The sequence below is a fragment of the Marvinbryantia sp. genome, assembly GCF_047017445.1.
GTDB lineage: Bacteria > Bacillota > Clostridia > Lachnospirales > Lachnospiraceae > Marvinbryantia.
The window spans coordinates 29112-45955 of the sequence record NZ_JBKXTT010000004.1 but is presented as its reverse complement, the minus strand read 5'-3'; the positions used below and the strand labels follow the sequence as shown (position 1 = coordinate 45955).

17 protein-coding genes and 3 pseudogenes are annotated in these 16844 nt (G+C 45.5%); 4 read left to right on the top strand and 16 right to left on the bottom strand.

What is annotated here, in order from left to right; genetic code table 11:
• Window positions 1-10: 10 nt before the first annotated feature.
• Both ACLU9Q_RS05595 and ACLU9Q_RS05590 read right to left on the bottom strand, forming a co-directional pair.
• On the bottom strand, window positions 11-451 hold the full coding sequence (locus ACLU9Q_RS05595; RefSeq protein ID WP_296832086.1) for a hypothetical protein: 441 nt from the start codon (window positions 449-451) through the stop codon (window positions 11-13).
• A pseudogene (locus tag ACLU9Q_RS05590) lies at window positions 435-659 on the bottom strand (DUF3990 domain-containing protein); the annotation flags it as partial. The gene ACLU9Q_RS05595 and the pseudogene ACLU9Q_RS05590, both read right to left, overlap by 17 nt.
• 243 nt (window positions 660-902) lie before the next feature.
• Here ACLU9Q_RS05590 and ACLU9Q_RS05585 point away from each other — a divergent pair.
• The 4 genes from ACLU9Q_RS05585 to ACLU9Q_RS05570 all read left to right on the top strand — a co-directional run bounded on the left by ACLU9Q_RS05585 (window position 903) and on the right by ACLU9Q_RS05570 (window position 4364).
• The gene (locus ACLU9Q_RS05585; RefSeq protein WP_412624635.1) at window positions 903-2141 is read left to right on the top strand and encodes an IS110 family transposase; all 1239 of its coding nucleotides are present in this window, start codon (window positions 903-905) and stop codon (window positions 2139-2141) included.
• Window positions 2131-2433 (top strand): hypothetical protein, encoded by a 303-nt coding sequence (locus ACLU9Q_RS05580; protein WP_296928017.1) that lies wholly within the window; start codon window positions 2131-2133, stop codon window positions 2431-2433. Before ACLU9Q_RS05585 ends, ACLU9Q_RS05580 begins: the two co-directional genes overlap by 11 nt.
• 400 nt (window positions 2434-2833) lie before the next feature.
• Window positions 2834-4072, top strand: coding sequence for an IS110 family transposase (locus tag ACLU9Q_RS05575; RefSeq protein WP_412624635.1), 1239 nt, complete (start codon window positions 2834-2836; stop codon window positions 4070-4072).
• Entirely contained in the window at window positions 4062-4364 is a 303-nt protein-coding gene (locus ACLU9Q_RS05570) for a hypothetical protein (protein ID WP_296928017.1), read from the top strand. The genes ACLU9Q_RS05575 and ACLU9Q_RS05570 overlap by 11 nt, the downstream gene beginning before the upstream one ends.
• 127 nt (window positions 4365-4491) lie before the next feature.
• Here the strand turns inward: ACLU9Q_RS05570 and ACLU9Q_RS05565 are convergent.
• The 14 genes and pseudogenes from ACLU9Q_RS05565 to ACLU9Q_RS05500 all read right to left on the bottom strand — a co-directional run.
• Window positions 4492-4767: pseudogene (locus ACLU9Q_RS05565) on the bottom strand (DUF3990 domain-containing protein); the annotation flags it as partial.
• 229 nt (window positions 4768-4996) lie between these two features.
• Window positions 4997-7144: a CRISPR-associated helicase Cas3' gene (gene cas3 / locus ACLU9Q_RS05560; protein WP_296832090.1), complete on the bottom strand. Its 2148-nt coding sequence runs from the start codon at window positions 7142-7144 to the stop codon at window positions 4997-4999.
• A complete protein-coding gene (locus ACLU9Q_RS05555) occupies window positions 7141-7845 on the bottom strand; it encodes a hypothetical protein (RefSeq protein ID WP_296832092.1) in 705 nt (234 codons plus the stop codon). The genes cas3 and ACLU9Q_RS05555 overlap by 4 nt, the downstream gene beginning before the upstream one ends.
• A gap of 18 nt (window positions 7846-7863) precedes the next feature.
• Window positions 7864-8175 carry a hypothetical protein gene (locus ACLU9Q_RS05550; protein ID WP_296832094.1) on the bottom strand — a complete coding sequence of 104 codons (312 nt, stop codon included), beginning with the start codon at window positions 8173-8175 and terminating at the stop codon, window positions 7864-7866.
• A gap of 144 nt (window positions 8176-8319) precedes the next feature.
• Window positions 8320-8532 (bottom strand): annotated as a pseudogene (locus ACLU9Q_RS05545) (hypothetical protein); the annotation flags it as partial.
• Window positions 8533-8660: 128 nt separating this feature from the next.
• On the bottom strand, window positions 8661-9392 hold the full coding sequence (locus ACLU9Q_RS05540) for a hypothetical protein (RefSeq protein ID WP_296832096.1): 732 nt from the start codon (window positions 9390-9392) through the stop codon (window positions 8661-8663).
• Between the two features lies 1 nt (window position 9393).
• Window positions 9394-10578, bottom strand: coding sequence for an ATP-binding protein (locus ACLU9Q_RS05535; protein WP_296832098.1), 1185 nt, complete (start codon window positions 10576-10578; stop codon window positions 9394-9396).
• A 113-nt stretch (window positions 10579-10691) separates the two neighbouring features.
• Window positions 10692-11441 (bottom strand): nucleoside recognition protein, encoded by a 750-nt coding sequence (locus ACLU9Q_RS05530; RefSeq protein ID WP_296832100.1) that lies wholly within the window; start codon window positions 11439-11441, stop codon window positions 10692-10694.
• 103 nt (window positions 11442-11544) lie between these two features.
• Window positions 11545-12675: an acyltransferase family protein gene (locus tag ACLU9Q_RS05525; RefSeq protein WP_296832102.1), complete on the bottom strand. Its 1131-nt coding sequence runs from the start codon at window positions 12673-12675 to the stop codon at window positions 11545-11547.
• 12 nt (window positions 12676-12687) lie between these two features.
• On the bottom strand, window positions 12688-13527 hold the full coding sequence (gene rsmI, locus ACLU9Q_RS05520; protein WP_296832104.1) for a 16S rRNA (cytidine(1402)-2'-O)-methyltransferase: 840 nt from the start codon (window positions 13525-13527) through the stop codon (window positions 12688-12690).
• Between the two features lie 10 nt (window positions 13528-13537).
• On the bottom strand, window positions 13538-14275 hold the full coding sequence (locus ACLU9Q_RS05515) for a tRNA1(Val) (adenine(37)-N6)-methyltransferase (RefSeq protein WP_296832106.1): 738 nt from the start codon (window positions 14273-14275) through the stop codon (window positions 13538-13540).
• A complete protein-coding gene (locus ACLU9Q_RS05510; protein ID WP_296832108.1) occupies window positions 14265-15224 on the bottom strand; it encodes a stage 0 sporulation family protein in 960 nt (319 codons plus the stop codon). Before ACLU9Q_RS05510 ends, ACLU9Q_RS05515 begins: the two co-directional genes overlap by 11 nt.
• Window position 15225: 1 nt before the next feature.
• The gene (gene holB / locus ACLU9Q_RS05505) at window positions 15226-16221 is read right to left on the bottom strand and encodes a DNA polymerase III subunit delta' (RefSeq protein WP_296832110.1); all 996 of its coding nucleotides are present in this window, start codon (window positions 16219-16221) and stop codon (window positions 15226-15228) included.
• Window positions 16218-16826 (bottom strand): guanylate kinase, encoded by a 609-nt coding sequence (locus ACLU9Q_RS05500; RefSeq protein WP_296832112.1) that lies wholly within the window; start codon window positions 16824-16826, stop codon window positions 16218-16220. Before ACLU9Q_RS05500 ends, holB begins: the two co-directional genes overlap by 4 nt.
• Between the last annotated feature and the right edge of the window lie 18 nt (window positions 16827-16844).

The following is a 16844-nucleotide window of genomic DNA, read 5'->3' as shown; positions in this document are numbered from 1 at the left end:
TCTCCCTGTCTTATAATACAACGCCCTCTTTATAACATGCCGCTATATAATCCCGCGGCTGAAAATAAAAATCTGTATTGTAATCGGAAATACTGTCGTCAATCCACGAATGGTAAACTTCCCACATTCCTTTTACGACGTCATTATCAGAATAGCTGTCTTCAATCAGCCTTTCATATACTTCTCCTATCGTCCAGTAGTCCGGAACACGATACCGGCACTCCCTCTCGTTATCAAATGTCCCTTCTCCAATCTGTGCTTCTTCAATAAATTCCGCCGCAACCTTTTCTATCGGCTCGCAATGAAAAACATCTGCATATTCGTAAATACGCTCCAGTGTATCCCTTCCAAGAAGGTCTGCCACTTCTTTTCTTCTTCTCTTTGTTTTTCTCCCGATAAATTCAATCAAGCTGCAGGCGAAAAATAATTTATTATTATTTTTGCTTCCCATATACTTCCTCACTTCCTTCAAATACTAATGTATTTAGCGCTGAAATTGTGTGAAAACTAATCTGATGCGTAGGGTGGTTAAACTTTGCCAGCTCCCAAAAAGCGGCTCTCGAAATTTTTTTATCTATAAAGTTCTGTACATAATTAAATATTGCATCATCCGCCATAGGACCTTCTACTACTACAATGTATTTATGGTTAATACCCCTTACAGCCAGTAAGGAATTACCCATCTTGTTGCTTAAGCTGTTAGAATGAGTAAGGCAATAGGTCTGGCCACCTTCTACTAGGACTTTACGTCCGTAATTTAGTCAGCCAACCAGCCCTCATTCGCAGCATTCGTTTTACGCAGGTTGAACCCACAGGCGTTCGTGTGATACCCAGTAGATTGAACAGGCAATGAGTAAATCTGGTATTGACCATTGCTGATTCATTGTAAAGGAGTATCCATTATGAACGCTGTTGGTATTGATGTTTCCAAAGGCAAGAGCACTGTTACCATCCGCAGGCCTGGCGACGTTGTCCTGATGCCTCCCCGCGACATTCCCCATACACAGTCCGCTATCAACGGACTGATCGGGCAGATAAAGGAGCTTGACGGGGAGACGAAGGTCTGCATGGAGCACACCGGAAGGTACTACGAGCCGGTCGCCATGTGGCTTTCTGACGCCGGTATCTTTGTTAGCGCCGTAAACCCCATTCTCATCAGGAACTTCGGGGATGATTCCCTGCGCACTCCAAAGACCGACAAAGCGGATTCCAAAAAAATCGCACGCTATACTCTTGACCGCTGGGCAAAACTGAAGCAATATGGAATCATGGATAAAACACGCAACCAATTAAAAACCATGAACCGACAGTTCGGCTTCTATATGGCACAGAAAACTGCCATGAAAAACAATCTTATTGCCCTGCTTGACCAGACTTATCCGGGTGCTAATGACTTCTTTGACAGCCCTGCGCGCAGCGATGGCAGCCAGAAATGGGTGGATTTTGTCCATACCTACTGGCATGTGGACTGTGTCCGCTCCAGGTCGCCGGAAGCCTTCAAAAAGCATTACCAGAACTGGTGCAAACGCAAAGGTTATAATTTCAGCGCACAGAAAGCGGAAAATATCTACCATGCCTCTTCTGACCTGATCGCCGTATTTCCAAAAGATGACAACACAAAAATGCTCATCTGGCAGGCTGTGGCAATGCTTAATACTGCTTCCCGGACAGTAGAATCCCTCCGTCTGGAAATGGATAAGGCTGCTTCCGCGCTGCCGGAATATCCGGTTGTTCTGGCTATGGATGGTGTCGGGCCTACCCTCGGTCCCCAGCTCATGTCTGAGATCGGGGATGTGACACGGTTTACACACCGCGGGGCTCTGACTGCTTTTGCCGGCGTTGACCCCGGAAAGGATGATTCCGGGCAGCGCATCCGTAAAAGTGTGCCTACCACAAAGAAAGGCTCGCCGTATCTGCGCAAAACCCTGTTCCAGATCATGGACGGGCTCATCAAACGTTCCCCTGCTGACGATCCCGTTTACGCCTTTATGGATAAAAAACGGGCGCAGGGCAAACCTTATTACGTCTACATGACCGCTGGTGCGAACAAATTTCTCCGTATTTATTACGGGCGGGTAAAGGAATATCTTGCCTCACTGCCCCAGACATCCGACACGGAGGCGGAGAAGGATGGAATATAAAACATATCCCTGCGAGGTAAATTTCAGATATCTCGTCCTCAAAGGCGTGCCTGTTGTGGCTGGTTTTTTCTCCGAGAAAGACGCGGCGGATTATGCCCTGTCCATTGGAGGAACCGTCATAAAAGCGAACGAAAATCCACGCAATGCCGGAAGGATACCGAAATTCTCTGACCGCGAGAAAGATGCTATCAGAGAATGTATCGCACAAGGAATTCCCATGCGTCGTATTGCCCGGGAATTCCGATGTTCTGTAGGCTATGTTCAAAAATTAAAATGTGAACATCCCTTATAGGTGGCACAATATATGGCTTCCTTTTTTCTTAAGCCAGCGTAAACCGGTGGCTTAACGTTTATGCCCTAATTTCAACCTGTATAAAATTTTCAAAGTTCATCAATTTCTGCTTGACTTTTTATTTGCAGACTACAATGTATTTATGGTTAATACCCCTTACAGCCAGTAAGGAATTACCCATCTTGTTGCTTAAGCTGTTAGAATGAGTAAGGCAATAGGTCTGGCCACCTTCTACTAGGACTTTACGTCCGTAATTTAGTCAGCCAACCAGCCCTCATTCGCAGCATTCGTTTTACGCAGGTTGAACCCACAGGCGTTCGTGTGATACCCAGTAGATTGAACAGGCAATGAGTAAATCTGGTATTGACCATTGCTGATTCATTGTAAAGGAGTATCCATTATGAACGCTGTTGGTATTGATGTTTCCAAAGGCAAGAGCACTGTTACCATCCGCAGGCCTGGCGACGTTGTCCTGATGCCTCCCCGCGACATTCCCCATACACAGTCCGCTATCAACGGACTGATCGGGCAGATAAAGGAGCTTGACGGGGAGACGAAGGTCTGCATGGAGCACACCGGAAGGTACTACGAGCCGGTCGCCATGTGGCTTTCTGACGCCGGTATCTTTGTTAGCGCCGTAAACCCCATTCTCATCAGGAACTTCGGGGATGATTCCCTGCGCACTCCAAAGACCGACAAAGCGGATTCCAAAAAAATCGCACGCTATACTCTTGACCGCTGGGCAAAACTGAAGCAATATGGAATCATGGATAAAACACGCAACCAATTAAAAACCATGAACCGACAGTTCGGCTTCTATATGGCACAGAAAACTGCCATGAAAAACAATCTTATTGCCCTGCTTGACCAGACTTATCCGGGTGCTAATGACTTCTTTGACAGCCCTGCGCGCAGCGATGGCAGCCAGAAATGGGTGGATTTTGTCCATACCTACTGGCATGTGGACTGTGTCCGCTCCAGGTCGCCGGAAGCCTTCAAAAAGCATTACCAGAACTGGTGCAAACGCAAAGGTTATAATTTCAGCGCACAGAAAGCGGAAAATATCTACCATGCCTCTTCTGACCTGATCGCCGTATTTCCAAAAGATGACAACACAAAAATGCTCATCTGGCAGGCTGTGGCAATGCTTAATACTGCTTCCCGGACAGTAGAATCCCTCCGTCTGGAAATGGATAAGGCTGCTTCCGCGCTGCCGGAATATCCGGTTGTTCTGGCTATGGATGGTGTCGGGCCTACCCTCGGTCCCCAGCTCATGTCTGAGATCGGGGATGTGACACGGTTTACACACCGCGGGGCTCTGACTGCTTTTGCCGGCGTTGACCCCGGAAAGGATGATTCCGGGCAGCGCATCCGTAAAAGTGTGCCTACCACAAAGAAAGGCTCGCCGTATCTGCGCAAAACCCTGTTCCAGATCATGGACGGGCTCATCAAACGTTCCCCTGCTGACGATCCCGTTTACGCCTTTATGGATAAAAAACGGGCGCAGGGCAAACCTTATTACGTCTACATGACCGCTGGTGCGAACAAATTTCTCCGTATTTATTACGGGCGGGTAAAGGAATATCTTGCCTCACTGCCCCAGACATCCGACACGGAGGCGGAGAAGGATGGAATATAAAACATATCCCTGCGAGGTAAATTTCAGATATCTCGTCCTCAAAGGCGTGCCTGTTGTGGCTGGTTTTTTCTCCGAGAAAGACGCGGCGGATTATGCCCTGTCCATTGGAGGAACCGTCATAAAAGCGAACGAAAATCCACGCAATGCCGGAAGGATACCGAAATTCTCTGACCGCGAGAAAGATGCTATCAGAGAATGTATCGCACAAGGAATTCCCATGCGTCGTATTGCCCGGGAATTCCGATGTTCTGTAGGCTATGTTCAAAAATTAAAATGTGAACATCCCTTATAGGTGGCACAATATATGGCTTCCTTTTTTCTTAAGCCAGCGTAAACCGGTGGCTTAACGTTTATGCCCTAATTTCAACCTGTATAAAATTTTCAAAGTTCATCAATTTCTGCTTGACTTTTTATTTGCAGACTATATCGAATGTATGAGGTTGTCCTAATCTGCATGCCACAACAAAATCCAGCCATTCTTCCGTCATTTCTTCAAATTTCAAGTATTTCAGACTTTCATCCGGCGTATATTCATAACTATTAATATACCCCTTTTTTCCATATCTGGTCGCCCAGCGCTCTGCCTGTGTTTTATACTGTGTACAATAAAATCCAAAATAGAAGTCTTTATTAAACTTTGCTTTTCGTATTTCCGGATATTCTACGATCTGTCTGCTTCCATGATATAATATCATAATTTCTCCTTCAAATTATTTTTCATTTACGGTTATTATAAATACATCATAGCATCTATCATAAAAATGTCAATTAGAACTTTTACTTTTTTCAAACTTTATGGTATAGTGAAAACGTCTTTTGGCTATTTTTTTCACAAAATAGTCACTTGCGGATTGAAATATTTACGGTTATTATGTTATGTCAATGCGAGAGGGGATGCACACACCATGCATCCCCTCTCCTGTTTTACCATATTACAGCCTGTCCATATTCCACACCCAGAGTCAGCCCCATATCCTCCGTATAGGCTTCATTATCTCTTAGTACAAAATAGTCCTGCTTCATATCTTCTGATATTTCTTCCAAAATCCCTGCCGCATACATTTTCTGAAAATCATTTTCATGCAGGTTCACGCAATATTGCCCCATCTTTCTCACCAAGCCTTTCGTAAACCCTTTCTGTCTTAATTCTTCGTAAACCTCCGCCGCCTCTCCTTCTCTGGTTATCAGAATCGTTTTTGTATTTTCTTCAATAATGGTAAATTCTTTGCTCACTGTAGCAAATTGAAAATTACTCTTTTTGAATTTATCCATAATTCTCTTTTTGTCGAGATTATCTCCTTTAAAATGATACAGCATTTTAAAGTATCGGTTAATTGTATCCAGACTGTCCGGATTCCTTTTATCATAAAGAAGACTTTCTGTTATTTCCGTCTGCTGTCTCTGTCCCGGTACATCCTCACGCCCTTCCAGACTGAAAATATATGTGAAGCATGTATCCGCATTCCGTTTTCCTTCCCGATTGCATCTTCCTGCTGCCTGGATAATGGAATCCACTCCCGCCATCTGCCGGTAAACAGTCTGAAAATCCAGGTCCACTCCGGCTTCAACAAGACTGGTAGATACCACAATGCATCTTTCCTGTTTCTTTAAACGCTCCCTTATTTTATCAAGTATAGCTTTTCTGTGGACAGGATACATCGTTGTGGAAAGGTGATACACGCCTTCCCCTTTTACCTGTTGATAAATCTTCTGCGCACGCTTTCTGGTATTTAAAATACACAGTGCCTGATGCTCCGTCTCAAGCCTATGCACCAGCTCGTCTTCCGAAATCCGCTCCAGATTATGGATGGATACGCGTTTGAAAAAACGGAACTGTTCTTCCATCCGCGGGCATAATTCTACCGATGCGATATCGATATTCTCTGATAATATATTTTTCAGTGCCGGCTGCGTTGCCGTGCACAACACAATACTGCTGCGATAATAACGCAGTAATTGCTCCATCGCCGCTATACAGGGTTTCAGATAATCGTTCGGAAGCATCTGTGCCTCATCAAAAATAATCACACTGTTCGCCATATTATGCAGCTTTCTGCATCTGGATGACTTGTTTGAAAAGAGCGATTCAAAAAACTGCACATTGGTTGTAACAATAACCGGCTTATCCCAATTCTCAGCCGCAAGCTGCATAGGTCTTAATTCTTCATCCGATTCATAATCTATATTGCAATGATTTTCCAGTACATTTTCACTTCCCAGGATTTCAGTAAATACCTTTGCATTCTGCTCGATAATACTTGTATATGGGATCACATAAATGACCCGGTCCATATGATGCTTTTCTGCGTGCTTCAGAGCAAATGCAAGGGACGCAATCGTTTTTCCTCCCCCGGTAGGAACCGTTAATCTGAAAAGCCCCTTATTTGCTTCCCCCATTTTCATACAATGCTTCAGAATTTCTGTTCTTCTTCCATTGACAGTGCTTAAATCTTCCTGTTTAAGCCAGTCCGAAATATGCTTCTCAAGCCTGTCACACAATACTGCAATCGTCTCTCCCTGCTCTCTGACACGCTCTTTGCGATTCATAAAGGATTCGGTATCAAGATAATCTGCATCGACAAGACACGAATACAGCATCCGGATAAACATACTGAAGAAAAAATCTATATTCTCTGATTTAACCGGCTGAAACGGAGGATTTCCCAGCATTGGTATCTTAATTTCTTCTGCATACGCTTCAAAATCTTCCAGCTTTTTCCTCATTCTGCCTGTCATTGTCCCGTCTGTACTGATATCTCCGGAACCTCCGGTATCCGGCAGACCGGCATGATGTCCAGCTATGCAGTAGCTTAAAAACTGGTACATTCCCTTCTTCTCCCAGCAGACTTTTGCTCCCGCTGTTGCATGGTCTACCCTTTGTTCACTTCCACGAATTCTTTGCTGAAACTTCAGCGAATACTTTCCAATATCATGCAGAAGCCCACAGCAGTACCCGGCATCATAAGCGCCAAAGCTCTCCGCGAATTTCCCGCAAAGGACTGCCGTATTTTCCAGATGTTCTTTTACCGTCTGCTCATCGCCATATTTATTAATGTGAGCCAGATATCTCATATGTTTTCACCCGGACCTTTCTCATCTGCCGCAGCATTTTCCTCTGTTTCCCCAGTCATTTTGTTTTTCCTTTTCTCATAGGATTTTATCAAACCCTCCCGCGGTCTGATTTTTTTACTGATTCCATATTCATATACTTTTATCCACAGCTCTTCTTCCTCCATCCAGTCCATTAGCTGCAGCGCACAGTACAATGTAATCTCCCTGTTTGAATTCTGCGCATGCTTAAAGTAAAATTTTATTCCTTCCTCCGGCTCCGCCAGCTCAACAGAAATCATCAGAATTACTGCGCAAAGCTCGTTTATTTCCTCCTCCAGCTCATACCACCGGTTATTATTTTTACTCGTTTCCTTCCATTTTTTCTCCCGGTCGTCTGTCAGCTTTTTTGCTTCTTCTATCGCTATCTGCTTTACATCGCTCGTCTTTAATTCTGAAAGCAGAACCATTTCCTGCATAGTATACAGAGCTTCCCGGCTGAGACCTCCCGAAACGGCAAGTGAAATCAGACTGGAAATGTTTTCTCTGGTATAGCCCGCCGCAAACGTCTTTTTTACCAGAAGTGCAAATAAATCCGGCTGTCTCCATCCAATAGAGCGGAATGCATCATCCGTCGAAAACAGATAATAATTGCATGCTTCGCAAATCAGCTTGTACAGCTCCGTGAGAAGCTTCACCGCTCTGTCGTAATTTTCACTTTCCACCGGAATCTTTTCCAGCTCTTATATAAAGTTTTTTACCATAAAGCGCCATTTGGGACGCTGGCTTTTCGGAATCACGCGATTCGGCGCAAAATAATTCTGTGCATAGGCATTCTCAAAAAAGATCTCCATCTCCCGTTCCAATTCTTCAAAGCTGACTGCACTTCCTTTTTTCTTTTTTTCCGCTTCTCTTCCTTCCAGGATGTCAATAATAACCGGATCTATTTCTTCCTTCTGGCTTTTCGTCAGCTGCTTATAGCTTTCTGCAAATGCCTTTTCTACATAGCTTCTGTCTGCTTTTTCCAGCAGGCTGCGCAATTCCTGTACTTTCATTCTCTGTTTTCCTCTCCTCCTGCGCGTCTTATTGTTCCTGTTCCCGTCATCTATAACGCAGTTTTTCGCGTACAGTCCTTATTTATATTAAATATGCCGTCCTTTTCTTTGTTTCGTAAGCACGCCTTTCAACTACTATTTTTATTATATTCTTTCAGAATCTATTTGTACACGATAATATTGTAATTTATTGCCCGCCACACCCGTACTCACCGCCGTTGCCAATATCCCCGGCCCAACGATCGTGGGACTCACGCTTCCGTACTGGCTCCGATAGGCTATAATATTCACTGGAATAAGCTGCAGCGACGAGATATTCAATATCAGAAACGTACACATCTCATTGCTGACAACTCCTGGCGGCATCCCTCCTCTTTCCCACCTGTGGCGGACACTCATCGTTCTGTAGAAACTTGCGAAGCCTACAGGCAAAGGAGGGCTTGTGAGTCCCTCCTTTTAAATTTTTGAATCGTTAATCATTTGAATTACATGATTTTAGGCTGATGAATAATAATGTGTACTTTCTTGTCCTTTATTTTCTCCTCATAGCATTTCTTAAAAACCATCGGATTTTCTATAATTTTTTCTTTATCATATAAAAAGAAATAAATATTTCCAGCGCTGTAATGTATCATATCCGCTTCTATTTCTTCGGTCAGTTTCTTTAATTTCATATTTTCTCTGGTACACTTTACTTCTATCACATGGTCGGCATCAAGAAAAATGTCTGTCCTGACCGTGCCATATCCAGTGTCTTCACTAACCTCAGCCCTTGCCATAGGATACAGTAGCTTGATACATGCATATAATAAATGCTGCACATCATATTCATTTTTTATTTTCAAAGCATCCAGTTGCTCCTGCTGAATTCCTCCACGTTTATGCGGCTTTCGTTCTATTAAATTTTCCAGAAACAGATAAAAATTATTTAAAATCTCGAGAATCTGTCCGTCTTTTTCATTATCGCATAACATATCTTCAATATACGAAATCACCCTGTGCTTTGCAACTTCCATATTTTCTTTTGTCTCTCTGTCAGAATATATATTTTGAGGATAATACGCGATTCTTTCCAATACAAGAAGTTCCTGCGCCCCTACCCCAAGTCTTTTCATATATTCTCGCAAAGCCTCTACCGCATTTTGAAATGTCTGAGAATCATTGGCAGCCTGTATACGCTCCTTTGCCTTTCCCAAACTTCTGATACCATTCATCATATTATTTATTACCGCCTCCCCACCGCAAATAGAATAAAAACAACGGATCTAAAATATATAAAACGCCTTCCTTCCAGTCGAGTACCTTAAAAATGTCCTCTCTTCCATGTAATAATTCCTGCAATTTAGCAAGACTTTCTTTAATAGCCTGTGGGGTTGGTTTTTTACAATCATCTGAAATCATACCGTATATTCGTTTTTTTACATCCTCAAACTCTAATTTCATTATTGGCGGATTTTCCGCGATTGATCTTACAATCAATTCATAAAGGTCACAGGGCTGCCCGCTTTTTACCAGAAAAGTATTCCTGCTTTTTCCCCGTGTATTCGGGCCTTTCTTCATCAATGATACGACATCGCCATATTCAAAATTTGCTGTTGTATAACGATATGCTGTTTCTAAAATTTCCTGACCAATCTGAACATCCTGATCCCCCGACATTTCCAGTATTGTACAAATGTTGAGACAAATATACTGCATTAACTGCGGAGAGGACAAACTTTCCACTGCAATCTGTTCTGCAATTTCATCTTCCATTTTTATCTCTAATCTGGAAAAACCCAGTTTTGCAATTTCCTTTAAGTCTGCCACTTCCCATGGTTCCATGTTAATCAAACTTAACCTTCCGGATAAGTCTGCATTCTGTCGAATCGCTTCATCTGCCCGATGCGGAAGCGATACAACGATTGCTTTAAAACCTCTGCGTATTGCATCCTTTAACTGCTGTGCAACCTGCATCCTCTTATCTTTCGGTGCATAGTGAAAGTCGTCTATTACTAGCACAAGATTTTTCTTTTTATAATACTCAATAATTTTATCTTTCGTCAAAGAAAATGTTTCTTTCTTTGTATACTTGTCACTAGTTTCGGCAATTTTCTTTTCTGACGCAAACTGCCCTTCATAAGCAAGTCCCGCCTTTGCCGCAACCAGCTTCCAAAAATCTGTATTTTCCTCAAAATCCGCTCCTGAAATTTCTACTATATTTTCAAAGCCAATTACTTTTTCGCAGAGAATTGTTTTCCCCATCTTAGAAGGTCCAACCAGCGAAGTTAAAAATCCGGAAACCTTAATTGCCTGCATCAGGCGAAATTCATATGATAAATCAGAAATTGAGGATTTTCTTGATATATAAGTATATTCCGGAAATGCCCCCGGTCGAAATACATCTTCTGCACGTAACTTCATATATTTTCCTCCATTCCTTTTTTATTTATTATAACACATTTTAAATATATTTAAACCATTTTTATTCGTTTTAATTCGTTTTATTAATTTTAGTAGCAATAAAAACAGAGGGTCTACGCCCTCTGCCTCCTATTATCCATCACCTTACAAAAAACCACCGCCACACCCGTACTTACTGCCGTTGCCAATATCCCCGGCCCGACAATCGCCGTGGGGTTCACGCTCCCATACTGCGCCCGATAAGCTATAATATTCACCGGAATGAGCTGCAGCGATGAAATATTCAGTATCAGAAACGTACACATCTCATTGCTGGCAACTCCTGGCGGCATCCCTCCTCTTTCCCACCTGTGGCGACCATTCTTTTTATGTGCTGCACTGCCTTGTGCCACTCCACTTTGTACCACACTGCTTTGTGCCATATCAGCCGACTTTTTCTCCCATCCGTTATGTATTATATCCGCCTCTGTCTTTCCGGCAACGTCCCTCCTTCTCTCCTCCTCCAGTTCCGCCAGACTCTCCATCGCCTTCAATCCCGCCGGCGTCGCCGCCCAGCCAAGCCCCAGCACATTCGCAATGATGTTCATGCTGATATGCTGATTCGCCGGGTGCTCCTTTGGAATTTGTGGAAACATAAAGCGGATAAAAGGGAAGAGCGCCCGGGTAAGACCCGCTACCATCCCGCTTTCCTCCGCTATTTTCATAAGTCCCACCCAGAGCGACATCACACCTGCCATCGTAATGCAGAGCGTTACCGCTTCCTTTGACGAGACCAGCGCCGCATCCGCCACCTCCTGCATAGTGCCGTTTACCGCACCATATAAAATGCCAATAACGATCATTCCACCCCATAAAAAATTCATGGTATTCCCCGCACGTCCACACTTTTGTATATTTTATGCGCTTGCGCAGAATATAGAAGCGCGGATCACACTTAGCCCATCATATTATCCCTGTAATTTGCTTTTATGCTTTTCCTAATCTCACAACCCGGTTAAATGCCGCCGTGACAAAGCGCAGTGACAACAGCGCCGCAAGCCCCGCGCTCACAGCCAAAATAAATATCACGCATACCCACGTCGGCAGCAATGCCTGCATTTTTTCTACAACAGGAACTATTTTCAGCGGATAGAGGAAAATATAATGCAGAAAGTACACCTGCAAAGTCCGCGAGCCAAATACAGAGGTCGGCAGCTTTTTCCTTGGAATGACTGCAAGCAGACAGTAGATCATAAATGCTGCCGCCGCATAATACGCCAGGCGCCAGAATGCGCCAAATGCCGGATCGACAAAGTGTGCGAATATGCCGGTAAAATTTTCCGCCGCCAGAGCGTAGGCATTTCCCCTTCCATTCAGGATCGGGCGCAGCGCATACAAAAAATCCGGCTGCAAAACTGCCGTCAGCAAAAGCAGCAGAAGCCCTGCCATGCCCACAATCCTGTGAACCGGTTTCTGAACGCCCGCGATCAGCTTTTTCGCATCCAGACAATAGCCTGCCAGAAAAAACGGATAAAACACGACCATCTTGGAAAGGCAGAGAAAATCGCCGACAATATTTGTATAGCCAAGTATACACGCCAAAGCAACATTCCCCGCAAACAGGATTCCTGTATTGCGCTTCTTTATCTGCGGAGGATTTTGCACTGTCTGCGCCCCCGCATAATTCTCTGTCCGCAGATCATCCGAAAGAATAAACCTCTTTAAAATCCATGTCGCCAGAAACCACCACGCCATACAGAGCATAAACCACGGGATCCCGCTTTCTGAAAACAAATTAAAATCCAAAGTGCGGCGCAAAATCATGGACGGAAGCCCCAGAAATACTTTGCACAAAACATACAAAAGCAGAAATTCACCGACCTTTTTCAGCGCACGCGACCTGTCCGACAAAGCACTTTTCGCAAACAAACCGCTCACAAACACAAACGCCGGCATAACAAAAATGCAGATCGCTCCGTACATTCCGCGCGCAGCAGCTGTAAGCTCCAAAAAACCGTCACCCTCCAGTCCTGTGTAAAAATCTGAAAAATGCGCGGCAATCACAAAAATAATCAATAAAAATTTTAAATTATCGTATGCATACTCACGCTGTTTCACACAGCCACCTCCTCACTGCAGCAGCTCCTGGTAAATGTCTCTCTTTGAAACGCCGCGGTCTTTTGCAACCAGCTTCATCGCCTCTTTTTTCTCAATTCCCTGTGAAAGATAATGTTCCATGTGCTCCTCCACGGACAGCTCTTCCCATCGCTGCTGCTCCTTTGCCCGAATAGCATCGCGGCTTTTTCCCTCGATCACCAGCACACACTCGCCCTTCGGTGCATTCTCCCGGTAATACTCCAAAGCCTCGGCCACAGTCGCCTGAAACACCGTTTCATGCTTTTTTGTCAGCTCACGGCAGACAGAAATTCTGCGCTCTCCCAAAAATTCCGCCAGCTCTTCCAGCGTGCGCACCAGGCGATGCGGCGCCTCGTAGAGAATGATCGTCCGCGTCTCCTCCTCCAGCTCCTTCAAAATTTCCCGGCGCTCCTTTTTTTCCGTCGGCAAAAACGCTTCAAAACAAAATCTGCGCGTGGGCAGCCCGGAAAGCGTCAGCGCCGTCACGCAGGCGCACGCACCCGGAAGGGACGTCACCTCCACGCCGGCATCATAGCACATGCGCACCAGCTCCTCACCGGGATCGGAAATGCCCGGTGTCCCCGCATCCGTAATCAGGGCGACATTCTTTCCCTCCTGCATCTGACGGATCAGATCCTTCGCCTTCTCAATTTTATTGTATTCATGATAGCTCGTCATCGGTGTCTTAATCTCAAAATGGTTCAGCAGCTTAATGCTGTTGCGTGTGTCTTCCGCCGCGATCAGATCCACCTCCTGCAGGGTATGCAGCACGCGCAGCGTCATATCCTCCAGATTCCCTATCGGCGTCGCACACAAATATAATTTCCCCGCCATGTCATCCTCCTCAATACCCATACACATCATAAATCTCGTCGGTATACACACCCGGTTCTTTATATACGATCAGCGGTTTTTCCACCGTAATGCGGCTTTTTCCGCCCTTCAGCCCCTCGATCAGGACCATGTTCGGTTCCTTATCAATATAGGGGTAAACCAGCTTCATCCGTTTTGGCTCCAGATGATATTTCACCATCATCGTCATGATCTCCGCCAGCCGGAACGGACGATGCACCATATAGAACCTGCCGTTCTCACGCAAAAGTCCGGACGCCTGTCCGATCACATCCTCCAGCGTGCAGAGAACTTCATGACGCGCGATCGCTTTCGGCAGCTCCGGATTTACAAGTCCATGGTTCCCTGTCATGTACGGGGGATTGGATGTCACCACATCAAAAGAGGCTCTTCCAAACATGGACACAGCCTCTTTAATATCTCCTTCTACTATGGAAATCCTGTCCGACAATTCGTTCAGCTCCACGCTCCGCCGCGCCATATCCGCACTTTTTTTCTGAATCTCCAGCCCGGTAAAATGCTCCCCAGGCGTCTTCGCCTCAAGCAGGATCGGGATGATTCCCGTACCAGTGCCGAGATCCAGAACATGCTCGCGCTCCCGCACCCTGGCAAAACCAGAGAGAAGTACCGCATCCATCCCAAAGCAAAACCCGTCTCTGCTCTGGATAATGCGGTAGCCATTGCGCTGCAGATCGTCTATCCTCTCGCCCTCATAAAGCTCAATCTTCATTTAGCCTGGATTTTCCTTCCCTTTTTTCCTTCTTTTCCATCGCTTCCAGCTCGGCAAGCTCCCAATCTTTTTCCTGCCGATTATCTTTCTCCCGATCCTTGTCCTGTCGGTTATCTTTCCTGCGTTCCTTCTTTCTGCGCGGCTTAAATTTCAGCTCCTGTACCGGATATTCGCGCAGTTCCTTTTCATCGTCCGCATCTACCAGTACCTTCACTGTCTGGCGCAGCACATTAACGCTCTGCACCTCGCCCTTCAGTCCGTCCACAGTCGTCACATAATCGCCGTTGTTCGGCAGGCGGCTGTTCAGATATTCATACGTCTCTTCTTCATTTTTCAGACAGCACATCAGTCTGCCGCAGACGCCCGAAATTTTTGTCGGATTTAAAGAAAGGTTCTGCTCCTTTGCCATCTTGATAGAGACCGGCGCAAACTCCGACAGATACGAATGACAGCAGAGCGGCCGCCCGCAGGAGCCGACGCCGCCCAGAATTTTCGTCTCATCGCGCACGCCAATCTGGCGAAGTTCAATTCTCGTCTTAAAAACAGACGCCAGATCCTTCACCAGCTCACGGAAATCAATACGTCCGTCCGCTGTAAAGTAGAATAACACTTTATTGTTATCAAAAGTGTATTCCGCATCAATCAGTTTCATTTCCAGCTTATGCTTGCGGATTTTTTCCTGACATATTTTATATGCTTCCTTTTCTTTTATGTGATTTCTGCGCACCCGCTCGTCGTCCTCCGCCGTAGAGATGCGCAGAACCGGCTTGAGCGGCTGGACCACGGTATTCTCCGGCACATCGCGCGTTCCGGTGACCACCCGCCCGTACTCAATTCCGCGCGCAGTCTCAACGATCACATGCTCGCCGCGTTTTATCATCATATTCTTCGGATCAAAATAATAAATTTTTCCGGCGGTGCGAAATCTGACTCCAACTATCTTTGTCATGCTATTCTCCATTCTCTTTTATCAAAAGGAACAACAGTTCCATCGTCAATTCAAAATTTACATTTGCCGTCAAACGTGTCCTGGCTTTCTGAATGCCCTCCAGGATCCGCTCGATCCCCTCATAAGAGATGCACCGCGTCTGTTCCTGGATAGCGCGCAGATTTTCGCGGAAAATAATACCATTCGCATCGTTTGTCGCCTTAAAATACAGCACGTCACGGTACCAGACCGCAAGGATATCCAGATAATCGCGGACATCCACCTTAAACTCAGATACCGCCTTCACCGCCGCCGTGATCTCCCCGATATCCATGTCCTTCAGATGTGTCAGCAGATGGATAGCCGCTCCCTTAATCTCATTAAAATTTTCCGACGTCGCAAGCTGCACGGCTTTTCCAATATTTCCCTGCGCAAATGCAACACAAATATCCGCCTGATAATCCGGAACCTTCACATGTTCCATAAGATATGTGCGTACCTGAGAATCCGGTACCGGCTTGGTATTCAGCATCACGCAGCGCGACAAAATCGTCGGCAGGAGCGACGCTGCATTTGTGGTAAGAAGCAGCACCACCACATAAGAGGGCGGCTCCTCAATCGTTTTTAAGAGTGCATTCTGCGCCTGCATCGTCATCTTTTCCGCATCGCTCACAATATATACCTTATATGGGCTGCTGTACGGGCGGACCTGCACATCTTCCACGATCTGCTCACGGATATCATCCACACTGATGCTGTTCGGTTTTTCATGTGTGACCTCCATGATATCCGGGTGATTTCCGCTGTTCGCCTGGCGGCATGAGTGACATGTATCACATGGTTTTTCTTCATCACTCTCACAGTTCAGCGCTTTTGCAAACACGCGTGCGATCGTCTTTTTTCCGGAACCCTTTTCCCCGTTTAAAATATAGGCATGAGATACCTTATTTGTCGCAATCGCATTCTGCAGATGCCCGATCACATCCTTATGCCCGATAATCTGACGAAATCCTTTCATGCCCTGCTCCCTTCTTTCTGGCACTGACGAATATAATCCGCAATCTCCTGCATACATTCCTCACGCTCGTTATCATTGCAGAAGCGTTTTGTAATCCCCGCCTTCTGTAAATTCTCCTCAGAAAAATCTTCTGCATCCGCCAGAAATCTTCTGCACATTTCCTCAAATTTGCGATTCTGCGGTTTGCGCTCCCGCTTCAGCGCGCGCTCCAGGCGATTGCCGTCGTCTACCTCTATATAAATGGGAATGACCTTCCCATCACCATAATATTCCTTTAATTTCACATACGATTCCAGCGTCCCGATCGCAATATAATCGTAATGCTCCAGGTCCGTATGCTCATCGTCCACAGTAAAATATTTCCAGATACCATGAACCGTATGATACGCGCGCAGCTCTATGATTTTTCCCTGGCGCTGCAGCTCATCCGCTTCATCCTCCGTGACAAAATGATACTCCACGCCGTCGGTTTCCTTCTCACGAATGGGTCTGGTCGTATACATCACAAGATTTCTGAGACCAAGCTCTTCTCTTTCTGATACGTCTTTAAAAATAGTATCTTTTCCGGTAGAGCTTTTCCCCATGATATAAAATAATTTCCCCATTTCGGCCCTCTTTACTGC

What these genes read in the sequence shown, in the direction of transcription:
- ACLU9Q_RS05595 (WP_296832086.1), bottom strand. Translation starts at nt 451, where the DNA reads ATGGGAAGCAAAAATAATAATAAATTATTTTTCGCCTGCAGCTTGATT.
- ACLU9Q_RS05585 (WP_412624635.1), top strand. Translation starts at nt 903, where the DNA reads ATGAACGCTGTTGGTATTGATGTTTCCAAAGGCAAGAGCACTGTTACC.
- ACLU9Q_RS05580 (WP_296928017.1), top strand. Translation starts at nt 2,131, where the DNA reads ATGGAATATAAAACATATCCCTGCGAGGTAAATTTCAGATATCTCGTC.
- ACLU9Q_RS05575 (WP_412624635.1), top strand. Translation starts at nt 2,834, where the DNA reads ATGAACGCTGTTGGTATTGATGTTTCCAAAGGCAAGAGCACTGTTACC.
- ACLU9Q_RS05570 (WP_296928017.1), top strand. Translation starts at nt 4,062, where the DNA reads ATGGAATATAAAACATATCCCTGCGAGGTAAATTTCAGATATCTCGTC.
- cas3 (WP_296832090.1), bottom strand. Translation starts at nt 7,144, where the DNA reads ATGAGATATCTGGCTCACATTAATAAATATGGCGATGAGCAGACGGTA.
- ACLU9Q_RS05550 (WP_296832094.1), bottom strand. Translation starts at nt 8,175, where the DNA reads ATGAAAGTACAGGAATTGCGCAGCCTGCTGGAAAAAGCAGACAGAAGC.
- ACLU9Q_RS05540 (WP_296832096.1), bottom strand. Translation starts at nt 9,392, where the DNA reads ATGATGAATGGTATCAGAAGTTTGGGAAAGGCAAAGGAGCGTATACAG.
- ACLU9Q_RS05535 (WP_296832098.1), bottom strand. Translation starts at nt 10,578, where the DNA reads ATGAAGTTACGTGCAGAAGATGTATTTCGACCGGGGGCATTTCCGGAA.
- ACLU9Q_RS05530 (WP_296832100.1), bottom strand. Translation starts at nt 11,441, where the DNA reads ATGAATTTTTTATGGGGTGGAATGATCGTTATTGGCATTTTATATGGT.
- rsmI (WP_296832104.1), bottom strand. Translation starts at nt 13,527, where the DNA reads ATGGCGGGGAAATTATATTTGTGTGCGACGCCGATAGGGAATCTGGAG.
- ACLU9Q_RS05515 (WP_296832106.1), bottom strand. Translation starts at nt 14,275, where the DNA reads ATGAAGATTGAGCTTTATGAGGGCGAGAGGATAGACGATCTGCAGCGC.
- ACLU9Q_RS05510 (WP_296832108.1), bottom strand. Translation starts at nt 15,224, where the DNA reads ATGACAAAGATAGTTGGAGTCAGATTTCGCACCGCCGGAAAAATTTAT.
- holB (WP_296832110.1), bottom strand. Translation starts at nt 16,221, where the DNA reads ATGAAAGGATTTCGTCAGATTATCGGGCATAAGGATGTGATCGGGCAT.
- ACLU9Q_RS05500 (WP_296832112.1), bottom strand. Translation starts at nt 16,826, where the DNA reads ATGGGGAAATTATTTTATATCATGGGGAAAAGCTCTACCGGAAAAGAT.